The sequence below is a fragment of the Mycobacterium sp. NGS15 genome, assembly GCF_059813245.1.
The window spans coordinates 1-17,817 of the sequence record NZ_JCALEF010000008.1 but is presented as its reverse complement, the minus strand read 5'-3'; the positions used below and the strand labels follow the sequence as shown (position 1 = coordinate 17,817).

Annotated in this window: 19 protein-coding genes and 1 tRNA gene; 14 read left to right on the top strand and 6 right to left on the bottom strand. The window is 65.1% G+C overall.

All coding sequences use genetic code 11. The features are described 5' to 3' along the window. The first annotated feature begins 177 nt into the window (after positions 1–177). Both AC5Y5C_RS23010 and AC5Y5C_RS23005 read left to right on the top strand, forming a co-directional pair. On the top strand, positions 178–363 hold the full coding sequence (locus AC5Y5C_RS23010) for a hypothetical protein (protein WP_499976821.1): 186 nt from the start codon (positions 178–180) through the stop codon (positions 361–363). Between the two features lie 774 nt (positions 364–1,137). After that, complete coding sequence (locus AC5Y5C_RS23005; protein ID WP_499976820.1) at positions 1,138–1,599, top strand: hypothetical protein; 462 nt, start codon at positions 1,138–1,140, stop codon at positions 1,597–1,599. Positions 1,600–1,679: 80 nt separating this feature from the next. Here the strand turns inward: AC5Y5C_RS23005 and AC5Y5C_RS23000 are convergent, their stop codons facing one another. Then, positions 1,680–2,072: an STAS domain-containing protein gene (locus AC5Y5C_RS23000; RefSeq protein ID WP_499976819.1), complete on the bottom strand. Its 393-nt coding sequence runs from the start codon at positions 2,070–2,072 to the stop codon at positions 1,680–1,682. A gap of 358 nt (positions 2,073–2,430) precedes the next feature. On the opposite strand from AC5Y5C_RS23000, the gene AC5Y5C_RS22995 reads away from it, so the two are divergent. Then, positions 2,431–2,640 (top strand): hypothetical protein, encoded by a 210-nt coding sequence (locus tag AC5Y5C_RS22995; protein ID WP_499976817.1) that lies wholly within the window; start codon positions 2,431–2,433, stop codon positions 2,638–2,640. Positions 2,641–2,648: 8 nt separating this feature from the next. On the opposite strand, the gene AC5Y5C_RS22990 is transcribed toward AC5Y5C_RS22995, so the two are convergent. Beyond that, entirely contained in the window at positions 2,649–2,912 is a 264-nt protein-coding gene (locus AC5Y5C_RS22990; RefSeq protein ID WP_499976816.1) for a hypothetical protein, read from the bottom strand. 324 nt (positions 2,913–3,236) lie between these two features. Between AC5Y5C_RS22990 and AC5Y5C_RS22985 the strand changes: the two genes are divergently transcribed. Together AC5Y5C_RS22985 and AC5Y5C_RS22980 are read left to right on the top strand one after the other, a co-directional pair. Next, positions 3,237–3,710 carry an SRPBCC domain-containing protein gene (locus AC5Y5C_RS22985; RefSeq protein WP_499976815.1) on the top strand — a complete coding sequence of 158 codons (474 nt, stop codon included), beginning with the start codon at positions 3,237–3,239 and terminating at the stop codon, positions 3,708–3,710. Then, positions 3,707–3,976 carry a hypothetical protein gene (locus tag AC5Y5C_RS22980; RefSeq protein ID WP_499976814.1) on the top strand — a complete coding sequence of 90 codons (270 nt, stop codon included), beginning with the start codon at positions 3,707–3,709 and terminating at the stop codon, positions 3,974–3,976. Before AC5Y5C_RS22985 ends, AC5Y5C_RS22980 begins: the two co-directional genes overlap by 4 nt. Here the strand turns inward: AC5Y5C_RS22980 and AC5Y5C_RS22975 are convergent. Further along, positions 3,966–4,682: a DUF5642 family protein gene (locus AC5Y5C_RS22975; protein ID WP_499976812.1), complete on the bottom strand. Its 717-nt coding sequence runs from the start codon at positions 4,680–4,682 to the stop codon at positions 3,966–3,968. The two genes, AC5Y5C_RS22980 and AC5Y5C_RS22975, sit on opposite strands and share 11 nt — an antisense overlap. Positions 4,683–4,741: 59 nt before the next feature. On the opposite strand from AC5Y5C_RS22975, the gene AC5Y5C_RS22970 reads away from it, so the two are divergent. From AC5Y5C_RS22970 to AC5Y5C_RS22960, 3 genes are all read left to right on the top strand, one after another. Next, positions 4,742–5,473: a VIT1/CCC1 transporter family protein gene (locus tag AC5Y5C_RS22970; protein WP_499976810.1), complete on the top strand. Its 732-nt coding sequence runs from the start codon at positions 4,742–4,744 to the stop codon at positions 5,471–5,473. 84 nt (positions 5,474–5,557) lie between these two features. Beyond that, positions 5,558–7,558, top strand: coding sequence for an ABC transporter ATP-binding protein (locus AC5Y5C_RS22965; RefSeq protein WP_499977028.1), 2,001 nt, complete (start codon positions 5,558–5,560; stop codon positions 7,556–7,558). Then, positions 7,555–8,361 (top strand): energy-coupling factor transporter transmembrane component T family protein, encoded by an 807-nt coding sequence (locus AC5Y5C_RS22960; protein WP_499976808.1) that lies wholly within the window; start codon positions 7,555–7,557, stop codon positions 8,359–8,361. Before AC5Y5C_RS22965 ends, AC5Y5C_RS22960 begins: the two co-directional genes overlap by 4 nt. Before the next feature lie 2 nt (positions 8,362–8,363). Here AC5Y5C_RS22960 and AC5Y5C_RS22955 read toward each other — a convergent pair whose 3' ends face one another. Genes AC5Y5C_RS22955 through AC5Y5C_RS22945 form a run of 3 tightly spaced genes read right to left on the bottom strand, consistent with a single transcriptional unit; the run spans position 8,364 to position 11,318 of the window. After that, positions 8,364–9,626, bottom strand: a complete 1,263-nt coding sequence (locus tag AC5Y5C_RS22955; protein WP_499976806.1) for an ABC transporter substrate-binding protein — start codon at positions 9,624–9,626, stop codon at positions 8,364–8,366. Continuing rightward, positions 9,626–10,453, bottom strand: a complete 828-nt coding sequence (locus AC5Y5C_RS22950) for a carbohydrate ABC transporter permease (RefSeq protein ID WP_499976805.1) — start codon at positions 10,451–10,453, stop codon at positions 9,626–9,628. Before AC5Y5C_RS22950 ends, AC5Y5C_RS22955 begins: the two co-directional genes overlap by 1 nt. Then, complete coding sequence (locus AC5Y5C_RS22945) at positions 10,440–11,318, bottom strand: carbohydrate ABC transporter permease (protein ID WP_499976804.1); 879 nt, start codon at positions 11,316–11,318, stop codon at positions 10,440–10,442. The genes AC5Y5C_RS22950 and AC5Y5C_RS22945 overlap by 14 nt, the downstream gene beginning before the upstream one ends. Positions 11,319–11,359: 41 nt before the next feature. Here AC5Y5C_RS22945 and AC5Y5C_RS22940 point away from each other — a divergent pair, with 41 nt between their 5' ends. The 6 genes from AC5Y5C_RS22940 to AC5Y5C_RS22915 all read left to right on the top strand — a co-directional run bounded on the left by AC5Y5C_RS22940 (position 11,360) and on the right by AC5Y5C_RS22915 (position 17,808). Continuing rightward, positions 11,360–12,886, top strand: a complete 1,527-nt coding sequence (locus AC5Y5C_RS22940; RefSeq protein ID WP_499976802.1) for a TldD/PmbA family protein — start codon at positions 11,360–11,362, stop codon at positions 12,884–12,886. A gap of 28 nt (positions 12,887–12,914) precedes the next feature. Next, positions 12,915–14,291 (top strand): metallopeptidase TldD-related protein, encoded by a 1,377-nt coding sequence (locus AC5Y5C_RS22935; RefSeq protein ID WP_499976801.1) that lies wholly within the window; start codon positions 12,915–12,917, stop codon positions 14,289–14,291. A 163-nt stretch (positions 14,292–14,454) separates the two neighbouring features. Next, complete coding sequence (locus tag AC5Y5C_RS22930) at positions 14,455–15,117, top strand: response regulator transcription factor (protein WP_499977026.1); 663 nt, start codon at positions 14,455–14,457, stop codon at positions 15,115–15,117. Beyond that, entirely contained in the window at positions 15,114–16,130 is a 1,017-nt protein-coding gene (locus tag AC5Y5C_RS22925; RefSeq protein ID WP_499976799.1) for a HAMP domain-containing sensor histidine kinase, read from the top strand. The genes AC5Y5C_RS22930 and AC5Y5C_RS22925 overlap by 4 nt, the downstream gene beginning before the upstream one ends. Then, on the top strand, positions 16,127–17,680 hold the full coding sequence (locus AC5Y5C_RS22920) for a DUF4153 domain-containing protein (RefSeq protein WP_499976798.1): 1,554 nt from the start codon (positions 16,127–16,129) through the stop codon (positions 17,678–17,680). The genes AC5Y5C_RS22925 and AC5Y5C_RS22920 overlap by 4 nt, the downstream gene beginning before the upstream one ends. A gap of 54 nt (positions 17,681–17,734) precedes the next feature. Next, positions 17,735–17,808 (top strand) — tRNA-Ile (locus AC5Y5C_RS22915). Positions 17,809–17,817 lie beyond the last annotated feature (9 nt).

Below are 17,817 nucleotides of genomic sequence, written 5' to 3'. Positions count from 1 at the left end.
GCCGTAACCTATTACAGGTTTCGGCGCTATCCGGATGCGGGCCTACATGTAGCCGATCTCAACGAGAAGCCGACCCACCGCCAGCGCGAGCCTAGGAGCATTAAGACTCCACGATGTCTGCGCTACTTCCTGACTACTCAATGAAGGCGCTCGAGGCTTGATAGCAATCAGAATCCGTTGCCGGACGATCCATTCCTGTCCAATGCCACTAACCAGCTCCTGCAGCCTTACGGCCCAGAAGTCATCTCGGTGGTCCCCAACGGGAACGGTTCGACGCTGACTTTCCTAGCCAGTGAATGGGTCACCGACCCAACCCGTGCGTACCGCACCATCTTGTACACCGTGAACATCGGCCCGTCCTAACAAAACCCAGGAGTACACCGATATGACCGTCGTGAGGCGAATCAGACACCTCACCATGGTCACTGCGGCGGCCGGTTTTGTTCTGGCGCCAGCCGCTGTGGCCTACGCCGAACCGCCCGGTTTCCCCGACGTATCGGGTTTCGTTTCGGCCAATCCGGCCGAATATCCCCTCCCGCTTTCGCGCTCAACGGATAAGGCGGTGCGATTCTCAACCCCATTCGGATACACGTGTGACATGGGCAGGGCCGGTTTATCTATTGCTACGGCAAGGAGTTGCCGGGATATGTGGACACCGAGAACCCACAATCCAAACCATGCGGACAGCGGGTTGGCACTGGCGACGCGCCGGGTGGTCCTGCGTTCTTTCAGCCAGCCCAGATTTTCCGCGGTGACCCTCATGGCCCGGTCTTGTCGCAAGGACACAAGATCGAGTTTCGTGGAGAGTTGTGTGCGGTCGGATCTGATTTCACCGCGTGTAGGGACAACAGTCAGCCTGAACCCCGCGGTTTCGTACTGCGCCAGGACGGCAACAGCTTCCTTCTAACTCCCGTTTAAGAGCTCCGCCTCGTGGCTCATGACTGGAGACTCAAAAAGCATCTCCCAGACTCGCTCGGGACAGAACTGGCCAATGTAATCCCTGTGCGACCGTGCCGACTCAGCTGCGTCCTCCAAGCGATCGTTATCTAGCCGGACGATGGGTGACGATCCTGCAGGATGCCGTTATGTTGCCTAGGGATAAGTCCGGCGCACTATGCAGATTCATGAGGGGATTCGGTGAGGAACGCAGTCCGTCTCGGCATTCTCGGGATCGCTGGCGTCTCGTGCTCGGCTCCCGCGGCGCTGCCGCCGATGGGTACCGCGGTGAGCGACGGTCCGCTCGTCTGCCAGGTGCAGTCGTTGGAGCGCCTCGGCAATATGGTGCCGCTGCTCACGTCGCGCGGATCGCTGCCGCGACCGACGGGATACTGGGCAGTGTTCTCAATCTTGGTCACCAACAACGGACCTGAGCCTTCGGCTGCCTTCACCGTGGCCGAGCAATCGCTATCGACCTCGCAGGGCACGGTAGTACCGCTGCGGACGATCGATCACCTACTGAGCAACCCCGCCGATGTTCTCGCCGAGGACCACGAAACGTATACCGTTGCGTTCGAGGTGCTTCCGGGGGCGATCATGCAGTCCCTAACGCTCGACTGCGGCAACCGGTCGATCACCGTGGGTGTAGACGAGCCGGGATAGCTCTCGATCAAATTGCCCCCTCCTGAGATATCTATTGGCTAGGGCGCTTTGGTCTTACCGGCCAGGTAGCCGTGGCCCGGCTAGACGGCGTGTGCCGCCAGCGGGCCGGACTGGAGTGCCTCGGTCAGGGAGCCTGCGGTCGGAAGCCCGCAGTCAGCGTCGCCAATTTCGAGCAGCCGGTCCACGGCCTCACCGGACACCAGTGACCATTCGACGCCATGGTGCTTGCAGTAGCAGCGAATCTTGAGCACGGCGAGGAAGCCTTCGGTTCCGCAGAAGTCGAGGGAGCTGAGGTCCAGCACCAGTGGACGGTCCTCATTCACATGGCGCAGTGTGTAATTGACGTAGCAGTCGGCGTTGGTCGCGTCGAGTTCGCCGTGGGCCTCCACTACTACCGCACCGCTGTGGTGTGTGGTACTTGCGAATCGAGCTGTCGAGCTGTGGTGCTGCATCACCGCTGACGATGGGCTCACGTGGGGCATCGCATACGTAGACATTTTGTTGACTCCCGATCAGTCCTTGGACTTCTGCTGACTTCAGGAAGGACCGCCCCGGGCAGGCAAGGAGTTCTGCGCTGCACCGGGTGCTGACCACCCTGCACGGCTGTGAACTCAACCAATCAAAAAATAACCCTGATGCACCCGGAGCGCAACGAGTTTCGACGAATGATCCAGATCGATTTCCGGGTGGGCCCATGGTCGTGGGCACGACGTACGTTATCCAGCCGCGCACCGGGCCTGCGGGCCCGTATGCGGCTCCTATTCGGGTTTGAACTGAACGTATTGAGGGTAGGCCAGCGTCCTCGGTTGTTGCTTCGGTGAGGAGTTGGCGATGGCTGTTGTTCCTGGAACCACTTTTGTGCGGATCTTGCCCGGCCGTCGCCGGACCACCTTTGTCGTTCGGGTCGTGCGTCGGGCACCCGTGGAATACGTCGAGGTGGAGCCGGCCGAGGGAGGTCGGCGCGTGTCGATTCCGTTGCGCTTGGTCGAACAGTGGATTACCCGTGCGCCGATGGCGACGCGCCTGGCTCGCAGCGGCTGACTCAGAGGCTACCCAGGAGGCGCCGGGGGCCACGCTGTATCGCGTATGGCCGGAAACCGTTGGTGCAGTTGCTTGATGAGCCGTTGCGCTTCGTAGATGTCCTTGCGCATGGCGGCCACACGCAGTCGGTGGTGACGATGTGGGGACCCGTGACGCGGGGTATGTCGGATCAGGTGTTCGGCCTCGGCCATCGACTGCGCTACTTCGTCGACATGCTCATAGTGCGAGATCAGCAGTGTCCGTGCTTGCGCTACGGACGGGTCCTCCGCCACCGCAACATGCTCTCACATTTATTTGCTAATCCTGCTTGGTTGAACTGTGGGAAAATTGTGTACAGCCGTTCCGAAAACTGCGGGCTGATCGACATCTCGTTACCGGTGAGCCCTTCAAGTTTCGGTTCTCGATCATTGATATGGGCTTTGTATGGCGGCTATCAAATATCACTGCGGATCGATGGCCCGCGATCTCGATAGCTGTGCCGTGTCCTACCCGATGTACAGCAAAATAGTGGTACTACTAGTACGGGAACTTGGTTGCGGTTGCTAGCCCATGGTGACGTGCAGGCGGCTTTCGGGCTGTCCGGGGAAGGGGAGTAGGTGGTACGCGCTATATGGGAGTTCGAGCATCCGCGCTCACAGGTGTGGGAGGCGATCATCGACTCCAGTCAATGGCCAGTGAGCGTGCAGGGGTTCCGCCCAGAGCTTGGCGCGAAGTTTGTCACCGGGTCGATGCCGGCGGTGGGGACGGGATACGCGGGGACGCTGGAATGCGAGGTCGTAGAAGTCGTTGCGGGCGAATTTATCTCGGTTGACTCTTTTGCGCCCAAGCGCTGTGGGCTCGGTACCCATTGGCGGATGACCGGCGAGCTGTATGAGCGTGGCTCCGGTACCTCGGCGGTCACCAACATCTATGGGGTGGACGCGCAGGATCCTGAACAGCGGATCTTGCTGCATGTCGTCAGCTGGGTCATCTTCTGGATCTACGGGCATGCGGGTAAGGACCTGGACGAATCGGGGGGCACGTCTACGCCGCGATCAGAGTGCGTGACCAGGTCTACCCTGGAGATATGAAGCGACCACGAAATGTGGCGCGAACTCTCTGCTCGGCACTCATTGTCGGAGCTCTGGCTTCAGCGCCATTGATCTTGCCCAGCCCCGCTGCGGGCACCGCCCAGGCGACCGTCTGCGCGTCCGCCGGAAACACCTCCAAATGTGAGGGCGTGCCCAGCTCCGCCTGGTACGGCTACGGCTATTACCCGCCCGGCGCGTACTGGGGAGGGCCCGGATACCCGCCCCTTGCTGCCGGGGCGGGCATCCCGGTACGGCCTATCCCTTGACGGCGTTGACGGCTTTCACAAAGACGTCGGACAGCTCGTTGCGATCGACCTCACCCATGCCCGACACCGAAACGGCGTGGTGGTCGTCGAGCTGCGCGGAGTAGGCGATCTGCGCCATTTCCTTCTCCATGCCGGGCGCACTGATCTTGATGCTCGTTGAGGTACCCGTCGTCTTCACGCCATCGATGGCAGGCGCGTCGATCTTCTCGCCGGTGCCCTCGGCCATGCCGGCGATCGACAGGGTGAACTTGTCGCATGCTCCGCCGGTGCTGTCCGCGGGGATCGGGTTGGACGTCTCCATGGCCGCGGCGATGATCATCGTCTTGGACATCGGGTCGCCGTTGCCCTTGGCGCCGGTGACACCCTGCATGGTCGTGCCGGTCACCTGCGGGAAGGCGCCCAGCATCTTGTCGGCGCATTCCTGCGGAGTGAAGGTGGCCTTGTCGAAGATGCCCTTCATCTGATCGAGCATCTCCTGGGTCACCGTGGTCTTGGGCTGGACCTCGACGGTGTACCCGGCGGGGAACTGGTCTTTGATGGCGTCGATCTTGGCGATGTCGAAGCTGCTTGCGGCCGCCGCAGAGCTGGTGGCGCTGCTGCTGGCCGAAGAGCTCGTGGACTCGTCCTTCTTGTCATCGTTCGAACACGCAAGCATCAGCCCGCTGGCCAACACCACGGTGCCGAAAACAGTCAGTGAACGCTTCATATCGGTAATTCCCCTCTGAGCAGTGCGTTTTCAGCAACCTGGAAGTAGATTCATTCATCGTGGCACTCGACGGCTCTCCGGGACCTGCCGAACTACCGCATGAATTTGACCACACGCACCCGGACGTGTCCGGGGGATGGTTGCGTGCGGCCACGTTCGGCGCCATGGATGGCCTGGTTACCAACACGGCTCTGGTCGCGGGTGTGGGTGCCAGCGGGCTCGACACGCACGCGATCGTGCTGACCGGGGCGGCCAGCCTGGTGGCGGGCGCGTTCTCGATGGCGCTGGGTGAGTTCACCTCGGTATCGACGTCCAATTCGCAGATCGAGCATGAGGCGAGTGTGGAACGTCGGGCGATTCAGCTGCACCCCGACGCCGAGAAGCAGGAGCTCGTCGCCATGCTCGGCGATATCGGGCTCTCGCCGCAGACCGCGGCCGCGGCAGCCGACGAGATCCACCGGGACGAGAACACGGCGGTGACGATTCACCTCACCCGAGAGCTCGGCATCAACCCCAACGACACCCCGTCGCCGTGGGTGGCCGCGATCTCCTCGTTCGTGACGTTCTCGGTGGGCGCGGTGGTACCGCTGATCCCATTCCTGCTGGGATTCGCGTCACTGCTGGCCGGTCTGGTCTGCGGCGGAGTGGGCCTGCTGATCGCGGGGTGGGTAGCCGGGCGTTTCACGGCACGAGCGCCGTGGCTGAGCGCGTTGCGGCAGTTGGCCTTTGGTGCCATCGCTATCGGCGCCACCTACGTGATAGGTCATCTGATCGGCGTCGCAGTGAATTAGCGGCGCGCCGGGCGAAGCTGAGAATGTCCTGAGAGCGCACAAACCTGCTGGCAGAATTGTGAAGTGAATTTCACCAGGGTGCCCCTGAAACCCGATGAACTGGCTCAGGCGGCCGTGATGGCCGCGCTTACCGCCGCCATGGTCATCGTCGGGGTCGCCCTGCCCATTTTGGGTGCCGTGCAACTCCTCGGCGCTGTACCCATGGGTCTGCTCGGATATCGCTACCGTGTTCGCGTGCTACTGGCCGCCGCCGTGGCCGGCGGCGTCATCGCGTTTCTGCTTGCCGGGCTTGGCGGTCTGATCGCCATGGCCAATTGCGTGTACATCGGTGGCCTTACCGGCGTAGTGCGCCGCCGCGGACACGGCATGCCGCTGCTGACGGTCCTCGGGGTCATCTGCAGCGCGATCATCGCGGCGATGGCGGTCGGTGCACTGGCCCTCTTGAACCGGATGCGCACCTTGCTCTTCGATGCGCTGCGCGCCTCGCTGGAGGGCCTGTTCAAGATGATCGGCCACTTCCCGCATCTGGAGGCCGTCGGTGTGAACGCGACGAGCGCGATCGACTTCGCGATGCGCAACTGGGTGTGGTTCATCGGTGGCATCGTCTTCGTCTTCGTGTTGTTCAACACGATGTTCGGCTGGTGGGTGCTCTCTCGCGTGATCCAGCGCTTGGCGGTGATTCCCGATGTGCACCAGCTCGATCCGCCGACACCAGCAGGTGCGGTGGGTCCGGTGCCCGCTCACCTGCGGGATGTGCGATTCCGCTATCCGCGTGGTGAATCCGATGCGCTGGCGCCGCTTTCGATGAGCATCGAGGTTGGCGAGCATGTCGCGATCACCGGCCCCAACGGTTCGGGTAAGAGCACCCTGATGCGCATCCTGGCCGGGCGCGAACCCACATCGGGGGAGATCGAGCGGCCGGGTTCGGTGGGGCTCGGCGCCATCGGCGGCACCGCAATTGTCATGCAGCACCCGGAAAGCCAGGTGCTGGGCACCAAGGTCGCCGACGATGTGGTGTGGGGCCTGCCCGCCGATCACGACGTGGATATCGACGGTCTGTTACGCGAGGTCGGCCTGGACGGGATGGGCGAGCACAGCACCTCCTCCCTCTCGGGTGGGGAGCTGCAACGTCTGGCGGTGGCCTCGGCCCTGGCGCGCGACCCCGCGCTGTTGGTGGCCGACGAGATCACCAGCATGGTCGATCCGAAGGGCCGCGAAGATCTGCTGGGCGTGCTGTCACGGCTCACCGCGCAGCACCAGATGTCCCTGGTGCACATCACTCATTTCCAGTCCGAGGCCGCCGCCGCGGACCGCGAGATCGCCCTGCGCGCGGTCAACGGCAAGACGGCGCGCACGGCGATACAGACCGTGCCGGTGCCCAGCACCACGGCCGCGCGGCCCGATGTCGAATCGCCCGTCGTTCTCGAGTTCGATGCCGTCGCCCACCAGTACGCCAGCGGGACTCCCTGGGCCAAAACGGCATTGCACGACGTGTCACTGGCGGTGCACGAGGGCGATGGTGTGCTGATCCACGGCGGAAATGGATCGGGCAAGTCGACACTGGCCTGGATCGCCGCGGGGCTCACCAAACCTACTTCGGGGCAGTGCCTGCTGGATGGCAAACCGGTGTCCGATCAGGTGGGCTCGGTGGCCATCAGTTTTCAGGCGGCCCGCTTGCAGCTGCTGCGCAGCCGCGTTGACTATGAGATAGCTTCGGCGGCAGGGTTTTCCGCCCGCGACACCGACCGCGTGGTGCGGGCGCTTGCCAGTGTCGGGCTCGACGCGGACCTCCTCAAGCGTCCCATCGATCAGCTCAGCGGTGGCCAGATGCGCCGCGTCGTGTTGGCCGGACTGCTGGCGCGTTCGCCGCGTGCCCTGATTCTCGATGAGCCGCTGGCGGGTCTGGACGCCGAGTCGCAGGCCGGTCTGCTGCGGCTGCTGGTTCAGGTACGGGAGCGCGAACGGCTCACCATCGTCGTCATCTCGCACGACTTCGATGGCATGCAGGAACTGTGTCCGCGGACCGTGCATCTGCAATCCGGGGTGCTGCTGGCCGAATCGGTGGGGTCGGGGAACCGCTCATGACGACGACACGTGCACCGCGCCGCCCGGTGGTACTGCTGCGCCCAGTCCCCGGCACCTCACCGATCCACGAACTGTGGGCCGGAACCAAACTTGTTGCGGTCTTCCTTATCTCGGTGCTGCTGACACTGTTTCCCACCTGGACGGCAATCGGTGCGGTGGCGGCTCTGGTGATCCTCACCGCGTGGTTGGCCCATATCCCGCGCGGTGCGATGCCCACCATCCCGATCTGGATGGTCGCGCTGGTGATCGGTGGCAGCCTCACGGTGTTCTTCAGCGGCGGGCCGCCCTTCTGGCATATCGGCGGGCTGACTATCGGATTTCACGGTGTGCTCGCGGTGGCGCGCACCACCGCGGTGGCGATTGTGCTGCTCGGTACGGGAGCCATGGTGTCGTGGACCACGAATGTCTCTGAGATCGCGCCCGCCGTGGCCGTGCTGGGGCGCCCGTTGAAGGTCTTCGGAATTCCGGTCGACGAGCGCGCCGCCACGCTGGCGCTCGCGCTGCGCTCGTTCCCCATGCTGTCCGACGAGTTCCGGGTGCTCATCGCGGCGCGCAGGCTGCGTCCGCCGCAGGTGCGCGAGGGCAGACGCGGGTTGCGATGGGTGGCCGAGGTGGTCGACATGCTGACCGCGGCGATCACCGTCGCCTTGCGGCGTGCCTCCGAGATGGGGGATGCCATCACCGCGCGCGGCGGCACCGGGCAGATCGCGGCGCATCCGACACGGCCCGGCCTGCGCGATGCGATTGCGCTGTTGATCGTCCTTGCGGTCGGAACCGCCGTCGTATTGTTCGAGGTGCTGTAGAGCTACTTCTCGATAGCCTTGTTCGCGGCCTGCTGTGCCTGTTGTAGTGCGGTGTGGACGTCGAGGCGCCCCAGGAACATCTCCGCGAAATACGGCTTCAGCGCGGCGAATCCGGCGCCGAATCCTTGCCCGCCCGGTGCGGCGATCTGGGCACCGTTCAACACCTCGAAGAACGGGGCGACGTCGACGCCCTTGCCGGCCCAATGCTGAAAGTACGGCTCACGCGCACTCAGCACGGCGGGTATCGCCGAGCCGCTGCGGCCCAGGAAGGAGTTCCCGTCGGCGCTGCCCATCCACGCCAGCACCTTCTGTGTTGCGTCGGGATGGAGCGAGGACGAATTGGCTGCGGCCACAATCCCGTTGGTGACGCTGACCCGGCCCTCGGGCCCGGACGGCATCATCGCCACACCCCACGGGAAGGTGGCGTTCGCCTGGATCTGGGCCAGGTTGTAGGTGCCCGATTGAAACAGTGCCATCCGCCCCTGCAGGAACTGATTGCGCGAGAAGTCGTTATTGGAGTTGGTGTCGGCGGCCGACGGCGCCACCTTGTCGACGTTGATGAGGTCAACCAGGTACGTGAACGCCATCTCGGCTCGAGGATTGGCGAACGCGAACCTGTCATCGGCCTGGAATGCGGCGCCCGCCGACCCGAGGTAGTTCAGATAGATGCCCTGTAAGTCGTTGGCGGCGTTGTACGCCCAATGTCCGGGCCCGGTGAGCCGGTGCAGCATCGGGCGCAGGGTATCGACGGCGGGGTCGGCGTCCCACCGTAGCTCCGCCAGTTCGGCCGGATCCACCCGCGCCTCGTCGAGAAGATCCTTGTTGTAGTACAGCGCGATCCCGGCGTCGCTGAGCTGCGGGACACCCCACAGCTTGCCGCCGCGGGTGAACTGGGCGACGACCGCCGGATCCCAATCCTGGTGTGGATCAACGGGGACGAGGTTCCCGGTATCGGCGTAGTCGGACAGGTAGGCGTTACTGAGCCAGAAGATATCGTCGGCGCCGTGCCCGGCCACGTCGGTGCGCAGGCTGTTGAAATAGCTCGCGTAAGACGACACGGTGGTCGCCACGGCAATGTCGGGATTGCGGCGGGTGAACTCGTCGAAAGAGCTGCGGTAGGCGTCGGCCACCCGCTCGTCCCACACCCGGACCGTGACGACCGTTTTCCCCTGCGGTGTCTTCGGAATCCCGAGCCATCCCGCGATTCCGAACAGCAGCAGTGCGACCAGCCCGAGGGTCAGGGCGGCGCGGGTGGAGGATTTCATTACTTCAGTCCGCTCAACGTGATGGACCGGACGATGTACTTCTGGAATGCCACGAACAGGATCACCAACGGCACGATCGCCACGGTGGTCGCGGCCATCACGATGGGCCACTGCGCGTTGAACTGAGATTGCAGCCCGGCGGTCGCCACAGTGAGCACCCGCCAGTTGCTTCCGCTGGTGATCACCAACGGCCACATGAAGTTGTTCCACTGCGACACCACGGTGATGAGAGTGAGCGTGATGAGGATGGGACGGCTGACCGGCACCACCACATGCCACAGGATGTCGAGCGTGCTGGCGCCGTCCAGGCGGGCCGCGCGGATCAGGTCGTCGGGGATGGTGCGGAAATGCTCACGCAGCAGGAAGATCGCGTAGGGCGATCCGAACATGAACGGGATGACCAACGCCCAGAACGTGTTCCGAAGCCCGACCTGCGTCAGCATCAGATACATGGGCACCACGGTCACTGTTGCCGGAATCATCAGCGTGGCTAGGTACACCCAGAACAGGCCGTCGCGCCCCGGGAACTGCAGCCGTGCAAAGGCATACGCGGCCAGCACCGAGAAGGTCAACTGGCCGATCACGATGATGGCCGTCATCAACACCGTCACCAGCGCGGCGCGCCCGAACCCGGCGTCGGCCAAACCGGTGTAGTTGGCGACGGTGAACGGATTGGGCGGTGCCAGCGGAGAATCGGCTGCGAACTGTCGCGTCGATTTCAGCGATGCCGAGAGCGCCAGCAGGAACGGGCCCAGCGTCAGGACCGCGCCGAGGGTCAGCAGCAGATAGACGAGAACATTCCTAGGCGCGCTCCTATACCAGGTCATAGCTCACCCGCGTCCGGAAGTAGCGGTGCTGAATCACCGTGACGGTGACCAAGATCAGAAACAGGATCAGCGACATGGCGGCCGAGCGTCCCACGTGGGCGGACTCGAACGCCTCGGCGTACACCCGGTGTGCGGCCAAGTCGGTGCGGTTCTGCGGGCCACCGCTGGTGAGCGCGTACACGGTGTCGAACGTCTGCACCGCGCTCACCATTCCGGTAACCAGGACGAAGAAGAAGGTGGGCCGCAGCATCGGCAGGGTGATGCGGCGGAACCGCTGCCAGGACGTCGCACCGTCCACCCGGGCCGCGTTATGCACATCGCCGGGGATGGCCAGCAGACCCGCCATGAAGAACAGCGCCACGTAGCCGACGTTCGTCCAGACACTCACCGCCGCCACCACCGGCAGCGCCAAGGTGGGATCGGTGAGCCATTCGATACGCGCGCCGAGCAGAGCGCCAATCGCGCCGTCGGTGGGTGCCAGCATCCAGTGCCACAGCACGCCGATGGCCAACGGTGCGCAGACCCACGGGATGATGTAGATGGTCCGGAACAGCACGGTGCCGGGCAGGCCGCGTACCAGCAGCGTCGCCGCCAACAGTCCGAGCGCCGTCTGCACCGGGATCACCAGCGCCACAAAGAGCAGCGTCACCAGCAGGGAATGGCCAAAGGCGCCGTCGGTGAGTACCGAGCGCCAGTTGTCCATGCCGATGAACTCGATGGGGCCCAGCAGATCCCAGCGGCACAGGCTCAGCCACACCACCACCAGGATCGGCAGAAGCAAAAACGCGGCGACGCCGAACAGACTCGGGGCCAGTAGCCCGTACGCGAGCGCAGAACGTCGGAGACCTGCGCGGTGTTCCTGCACGGGGACATTAAACCGTGGACGCCACCGGTAGCGTTGAGCGCGTGACTCGGTCCGTAGATCCTGATTTCCTGGCGCTGCCTCGCGCCGAACTCGCCGATGCCGCCCTGAACGCGGCGCGCGCCGCCGGTGCCAGCTATGCCGACCTGCGCATCCATCGGCTGATCAACGAGGAGCTGGTGCTGCGCGACGAGCAGGTCGAGACCGCGGTATCCGGACGCACCATTGGTCTCGCGGTGCGAGTGATCGTCGACGGCACCTGGGGATTCGCCTCGCATGTGCAGCTCGACACGACCGCCGCCGCCGAGACCGCGCGCCGGGCCGTGGCCGTCGCACGCGGGCTGCGCAGCCTGAACCGTGAGCGCGTCGAGCTGGCGGCCGAGCCCGTCTACGCCGACGTCCAATGGGTGTCCGAGTACGAGATCGATCCGTTCGGAGTGCCGCAGGCCGACAAGATCGCGGTGCTGCAGGAGTATTCGGGGCGGCTGCTGGCCGCGAAAGGCCCAGTCGGGGTGGACCACGCCTCCGCGAGCCTGACGGCGGTCAAGGAGCAGACCTTCTACGCCGACACCTTCGGCTCATCCATCACCCAGCAGCGGGTCCGGGTCATGTCGCAGCTGGACGCGATCGCCGTCGACGCCGCCACCGGATCCTTCGAGACCATGCGCACCTTGGCACCGCCGATGGGCCGCGGCTGGGAAGCCATCGGCACCGACGGCGTGTGGGACTGGAGCACCGAGCTGCGTGAAATCCCGGAGCTGCTCACCGAGAAGGTGAAGGCGCCCAGCGTGGTGGCTGGCCGGACCGACCTGGTGATCGACCCGACCAACCTGTGGCTGACCATCCACGAATCCATTGGCCACGCCACCGAATACGACAGGGCCATCGGCTATGAGGCCGCCTACGCGGGAACCTCGTTCGCGACCCCCGACAAGCTCGGCACCATGAAGTACGGCTCGCCGGTCATGAACGTCACCGCCGACCGCAACGAGGTCCACGGTCTGGCCTCGGTCGGGTACGACGACGAGGGGGTGGCCTCGCAGCGCTGGGATCTGGTGCGCGACGGCATCTTCGTCGGCTACCAGTTGGACCGGGTGTTCGCGCCCCGGCTGGGTCAGGAGCGTTCCAACGGCTGCTCGTACGCGGACTCGCCGCACCATGTGCCGATCCAGCGGATGGCCAATGTGTCGCTGCAGGCCTCCCCAGATGAGCGCTCGACCTCCGACCTGATCTCTGGCGTGGAGGACGGCATCTACATCGTGGGCGACAAGTCGTGGTCAATCGACATGCAGCGCTACAACTTCCAGTTCACCGGGCAGCGGTTCTACCGCATTCGCGGCGGCAAGCTGGATGGCCAGCTGCGCGACGTCGCCTACCAGGCCACCACCACCGATTTCTGGGGGTCGATGGAAGCCGTTGGCGGCCAATCGACCTGGCGCCTGGGCGGAGCGTTCAACTGCGGCAAGGCCCAACCCGGACAGGTGGCGGCGGTGAGCCACGGCTGCCCGTCGGCGCTGTTCCGCGGCGTCAACGTTCTGAACACCAAAGAAGAGGGCGGTAGCAGCCGATGAGCCGCTTGCGCGAACAGGAGGCAGCACAGTGATTCCCGCACAGCAGGTCGCCGAGGATGTCCTGGCCGAGGCCGCGCGGCGCGGCGGTGCTGACGACACCATCGTCTTGATCCATGACAGCAGCGAGGCATCGCTGCGCTGGGCGGGCAGCTCCATGACCACCAACGGCGAATCGGTCAAGCGCGGTGTCGCGGTGATATCGATCCTGCGGCAAGGGGATCAGACCCGCGTTGGTTCGGTGCTCACCGAGGATGCCGATCCGGCCGCGCTCGCGGATCTGGTGGCGGCCAGCCAGGCCGAGGCCGCGTCGGCGCCGCCGTCACGTGATGCCATGCCGCTGCTCGGCCCCGGCGACGCCTTGGGGGAGAGCTGGGACGCGGCGATCTCACCGACCGGCGCCGACGTGTTCGGATCGCTGGCCGCCGATCTGTCGACGGGCTTCGATGGCCCCGACACCCTGTACGGATACGCCCGCCACGAACGCCAGACCACGTTCCTGGCCTCGTCGACCGGGTTGCGCCGCAGGTTCACCCAGCCGACGGGCCAGGTGGAGATCAACGCCAAACGCGGGGTGGGCAGTGCCTGGGCCGGGGTGTGCACCCCCGAATTCGTGGATGTGCCCACCGAATCGCTGCTGCGCCAACTCAGTGAACGGCTCACGGCCGCACAGAATCAGATCGAGCTGCCTGCCGGTCGCTACGAGACGCTGCTGCCGCCGTCTGCCACTGGCGATCTGATGCAGTACCTGGTGTGGACGATGGGCGGGCGCGGCGCGCATGAGGGACGCAACGCCTTCGCGGGGCCCGGCGGCACCCGGATCGGGGAGCGGCTCACCGAGCTGCCGGTCACGGTGTACTCGGACCCGTCGTACCCGGGGCTGGAGAGCAGCCCGTTCGTGGCGACCCCCATTTCGCGGGAATCGTTGTCGGTCTTCGACAACGGCGTGGGCATCGAGCGGGTCGACTGGGTGCGTGACGGTGTGATCAATGCGCTGAGCTACTCGCGTGCCGATGCGGCCGAATTCAATGCCGCCCCCACGGTGGGCGCCGACAACCTCATCATGACCGGGGGAGGCGGGGCGACGCTGGAGGAGATGATCGCCGCCACCGAGAACGGTCTGCTGCTCACCACGCTGTGGTACATCCGCGACGTGGACCCGACGACGCTGCTGCTGACCGGGCTGACCCGTGACGGCGTGTACCTGGTGCGCGACGGCCAGATCACCGGCGCCGTCAACAACTTCCGGTTCAACGAGAGCCCGATCGATCTGCTGCGGCGGGTGTCGCAGGTGGGCGCCACCGAGTACACGTTGCCGCGCGAGTGGAGCGACTACGCGACGCGCCAGGCTATGCCCGCGCTGCGGATCCCGGACTTTCACATGTCCTCGGTGAGCGCCGCGCAGTAGGGGCTTGTTAGCCCACACCGAGGTTGTGGCGGTTTCGTCTCGCACATATCCGCCACAACCTCGGTCTCGGCGGGGAGCTACCTCCACAGAACCTTCACAAAAGGCTCCAGCGATCACCACAAGCGTCAAATAGGCTGTTCATGTGCCCAGTCAGCGAAGAATCTTGGTTGTCGATGACGAGCCAACGATATGTGCGTCCATTTCCGCGCGGCTTCGGGCCGAGGGGTATGCCGTAGACACCGAGGACAACGGCCTCGACGCGGTGCGGCATTGCCGCGACAACCCGCCGGACCTGATGGTGTTGGACGTCATGCTGCCCGGGCTCGACGGCCTGGAGGTCTGCCGCCAGGTGCAGGCGCACGCGCCGATTCCGGTGCTGATGCTCACCGCGCGCGGCACCGAGACCGACATGCTGGTGGGCCTGGGGGTGGGCGCCGACGACTACCTGCCCAAGCCGTTCAGCATGCGGGTGCTGGTGGCCCGGGTGGCGGCTCTGCTGCGCCGCACCGATCGGGTCGCGGCGCCGAGCACCGATGTGCGGATCGGGCAGGTGCGCATCGACGTCTCCGAGCGCCGCGTCTATCACCACGACGACGAGGTGCACCTGACGCGCACCGAGTTCGATCTGCTGGCCTACCTGGCCGATAACCCTCGGGTAGCGATCAGCCGTGACCGGCTGCTGGATCAGGTGTGGGGCTGGAGCGAGGGACTGCCATCGGGACGGCGCACCGTCGACAGCCACATCAAGGCGTTGCGCCGCAAGCTCGGTCAAGAGCTGATCCGCACCGTGCACGGCATCGGATACGCGTTGGAGGTACCGCGATGAGTCAACTGCTGGAACTTCTGCCCCGGCCATTGGATCCGTTGCGTTCCTTCAAGTTCAAGACTGCGGTGCTGGTGGGGGTGGCGCTGCTGATCGCCACCTGCCTGCTGTGGATCACCGCCGAGTGGAAGCTGCGGTACGCGCTCACGCTCGCGTTGTTTGTGTCGTTCGGAGTGACGTGGTTTCTGGCGCACGGCATGACCTCACCGCTGCGCGATATGACGGAGGCGGCACGATCGATGGCGCAGGGCGACTACTCGCGCCGGATTCGTTCGACCTCCCGCGATGAAGTGGGCCAACTGGCAACGGCTTTCAATCACATGGCCGCCGAGCTGCAGTCCGCGGAACGGTACCGGCGTGAGCTGGTTGGCAATGTCTCGCACGAGCTGCGCACGCCGATCACGGCGCTGCAGGCGGTCTTGGAGAACATCGTCGACGGGGTGGCCGAGCCCGACGCGGCGACACTGAAAACCGCACTGGCACAGACCGAACGGTTAGGCCGGCTCGTGGACGACCTACTTGACCTGTCCAAACTCGAGAACGGATCGGTTCCGGTGCAACGCGAACCGTTCGTGGTGCGTGAGTTTGTCGACGGGGCGGTGGCCGAGGCCAAGACCACTGGACGTCAGGTGCGCTATCACGTGACCGTCGAGCCGTTCGATCTGGCGGCGGTCGCCGATACCGCCCGGCTGCACCAGGTGGTGGCCAACCTGCTGGATAATGCCTCGCGGCACAGTCCGCCCGGGGGACAGGTGTCGGTGTTCGCACGCACCGAGAACGACGCGCTGCTGCTGGAGGTCGCCGACACCGGGCCCGGCATTGCTGCGCACGAAAGATCACGAGTGTTTGAACGATTCACCCACGGGGGATCGCGCGATGGCGGCACCGGTCTGGGGCTGGCCATCGCGCAGTGGGCCGTCGATCTGCATGGCGGCCGCATCGAAATCGTGGACGCGCCCGGCTGCCGGGTCCGTGTCACATTGCCGCAGTTTGCATCCGAGGAGGGGAATTCATGACCACAGGTTCGATAGTGCCGTCGCCGCCGTACCCGATTCCGGGGGCTCCGGTTCCTGGTGCGCCTGCGGGGCCGCCCGTGCCGCGTCCGCCCGTGCCGATCTTCGGGCCGCCGACGCGGTTCCTGACGGCCTGGCCGCGGGACATCCGCTCGAAGATGACGCGGGGCGCGCTGCTCAGCGGTATTGGCACGGGCCTGGTGGCGGCGTTGTGCTGGCGGTCCTCCCTTCCGGGTTTGGGCTGGACGCTGACGGCGTTCGCGGTGGCGATTGCGGCCTTCGCGACGCAGAAGGTGCAGTGGACGCCCACCCGCATCGGCGCGCTGGTGCTCGCGCTGTGCCTGGCAGTGGTGCCGACCGTGCGCGACGCGGGATGGCTTGTTGCGCTGTGTGTCCTGACGTCGGGGGCGTTGTTCTTCTACGCACTGGCACCTGCGCGGACCTGGACGGGACTGGTCTATGGGCAGTTCGTGATGCTGAGGGCGCCTTTCAGGGTGGCGGGCTGGATGCGCCGGGGGACCCGCACGATGTCGCGCGGCCGCAAGGTCAGCCCGGACCGGGCAGCGATCGTCGTGCTGGTGACGCTCGGCCTGGTGGCGGCGTTCGGCGCGCTACTGGCCGATGCCGATGCGCGGTTCAGCGCGTTGATCAGCGGGGTCCTGCCGTTTATGTCCTTCGGTGATGTGGTCGGGCGGGTGATTGTTGGCGTGCTGGTCGGCGGGTTCGCTTTGGGTGCCATCTACGTGCTGTCCAAGCCGCCCACTTTCGATCGGTTGGCGCCGACGGCGCCGAAGAAGCTGCCGCGCTGGGAATGGAGCTTGCCGCTGGCCGCGCTGAACCTGTTGTTCATTGCGTTTGTGGGCGTGCAGATCTCGGTGTTGTTCGGGGGAGATGAGCATGTGCAGGTCACTGAGGGGTTGACCTACGCGGAGTATGCGCGGCAGGGCTTTTGGCAGCTGCTGTTCGTCACCATCCTGGTGATGGGCGTGATCGCGGTGGCCATCCGGGTCGCGGGGCGCCAAGATGCTCGCGATCGGCTGTACCTGCGGGTGCTGATCGGCGGGCTGTGCCTGACCACGCTGGTGATCGTGGCCTCGGCTATTCACCGGATGTCGTTGTATGAAAATGCGTACGGGTACAGCGTGGAGCGGCTGCTGGTGCGCTGGATTGAGCTTGGGATGGGCATGGTGCTCGTGCTGATCCTGGTGGCGGGGATTCGGATGAGTGCGCGATGGCTGCCCACCGCGGTGGTCGCGGTCGGCGCGTTCGGGATGCTGGGACTGGCGATCTTCAACCCGGAAAGCTATGTGGCGCAGCGCAACGTCGAGTTCTTCCAGCAGACCGGCAAGATCGACCAGTGGTACATGGGTGGTCTGTCCTCGGATGCGTTCGCGGCAGTGCAGGCGCTACCTGAGGCGGAGCGAGGATGCGTACAGGGGAGGATTGTGGAGCAGTTACGGTCGACGGCGCCCTGGTACGAGTACAACGTGAGCCGGGCGAAGGTGCGGTCTGCCGAGGTCAAGGCGGCGTCTTGCAATCTCCAGCGACCATAGGTGACCTGGCTTCCAGGGGCGTGGCGCGGGATCGGCTAGAGTTCAGTGCTGCTAGGGGCGGTAGCTCAGTTGGTTAGAGCCGTGGACTCATAATCCATTGGTCGCGGGTTCGAGCCCCGCCCGCCCTACTTCAGATT

What these genes read in the sequence shown, in the direction of transcription:
- AC5Y5C_RS22950 (WP_499976805.1), bottom strand. Translation starts at nt 10,453, where the DNA reads ATGACCTGGTATAGGAGCGCGCCTAGGAATGTTCTCGTCTATCTGCTG.
- AC5Y5C_RS22975 (WP_499976812.1), bottom strand. Translation starts at nt 4,682, where the DNA reads ATGAAGCGTTCACTGACTGTTTTCGGCACCGTGGTGTTGGCCAGCGGG.
- AC5Y5C_RS22995 (WP_499976817.1), top strand. Translation starts at nt 2,431, where the DNA reads ATGGCTGTTGTTCCTGGAACCACTTTTGTGCGGATCTTGCCCGGCCGT.
- AC5Y5C_RS22925 (WP_499976799.1), top strand. Translation starts at nt 15,114, where the DNA reads ATGAGTCAACTGCTGGAACTTCTGCCCCGGCCATTGGATCCGTTGCGT.
- AC5Y5C_RS22920 (WP_499976798.1), top strand. Translation starts at nt 16,127, where the DNA reads ATGACCACAGGTTCGATAGTGCCGTCGCCGCCGTACCCGATTCCGGGG.
- AC5Y5C_RS22960 (WP_499976808.1), top strand. Translation starts at nt 7,555, where the DNA reads ATGACGACGACACGTGCACCGCGCCGCCCGGTGGTACTGCTGCGCCCA.
- AC5Y5C_RS22980 (WP_499976814.1), top strand. Translation starts at nt 3,707, where the DNA reads ATGAAGCGACCACGAAATGTGGCGCGAACTCTCTGCTCGGCACTCATT.
- AC5Y5C_RS22955 (WP_499976806.1), bottom strand. Translation starts at nt 9,626, where the DNA reads ATGAAATCCTCCACCCGCGCCGCCCTGACCCTCGGGCTGGTCGCACTG.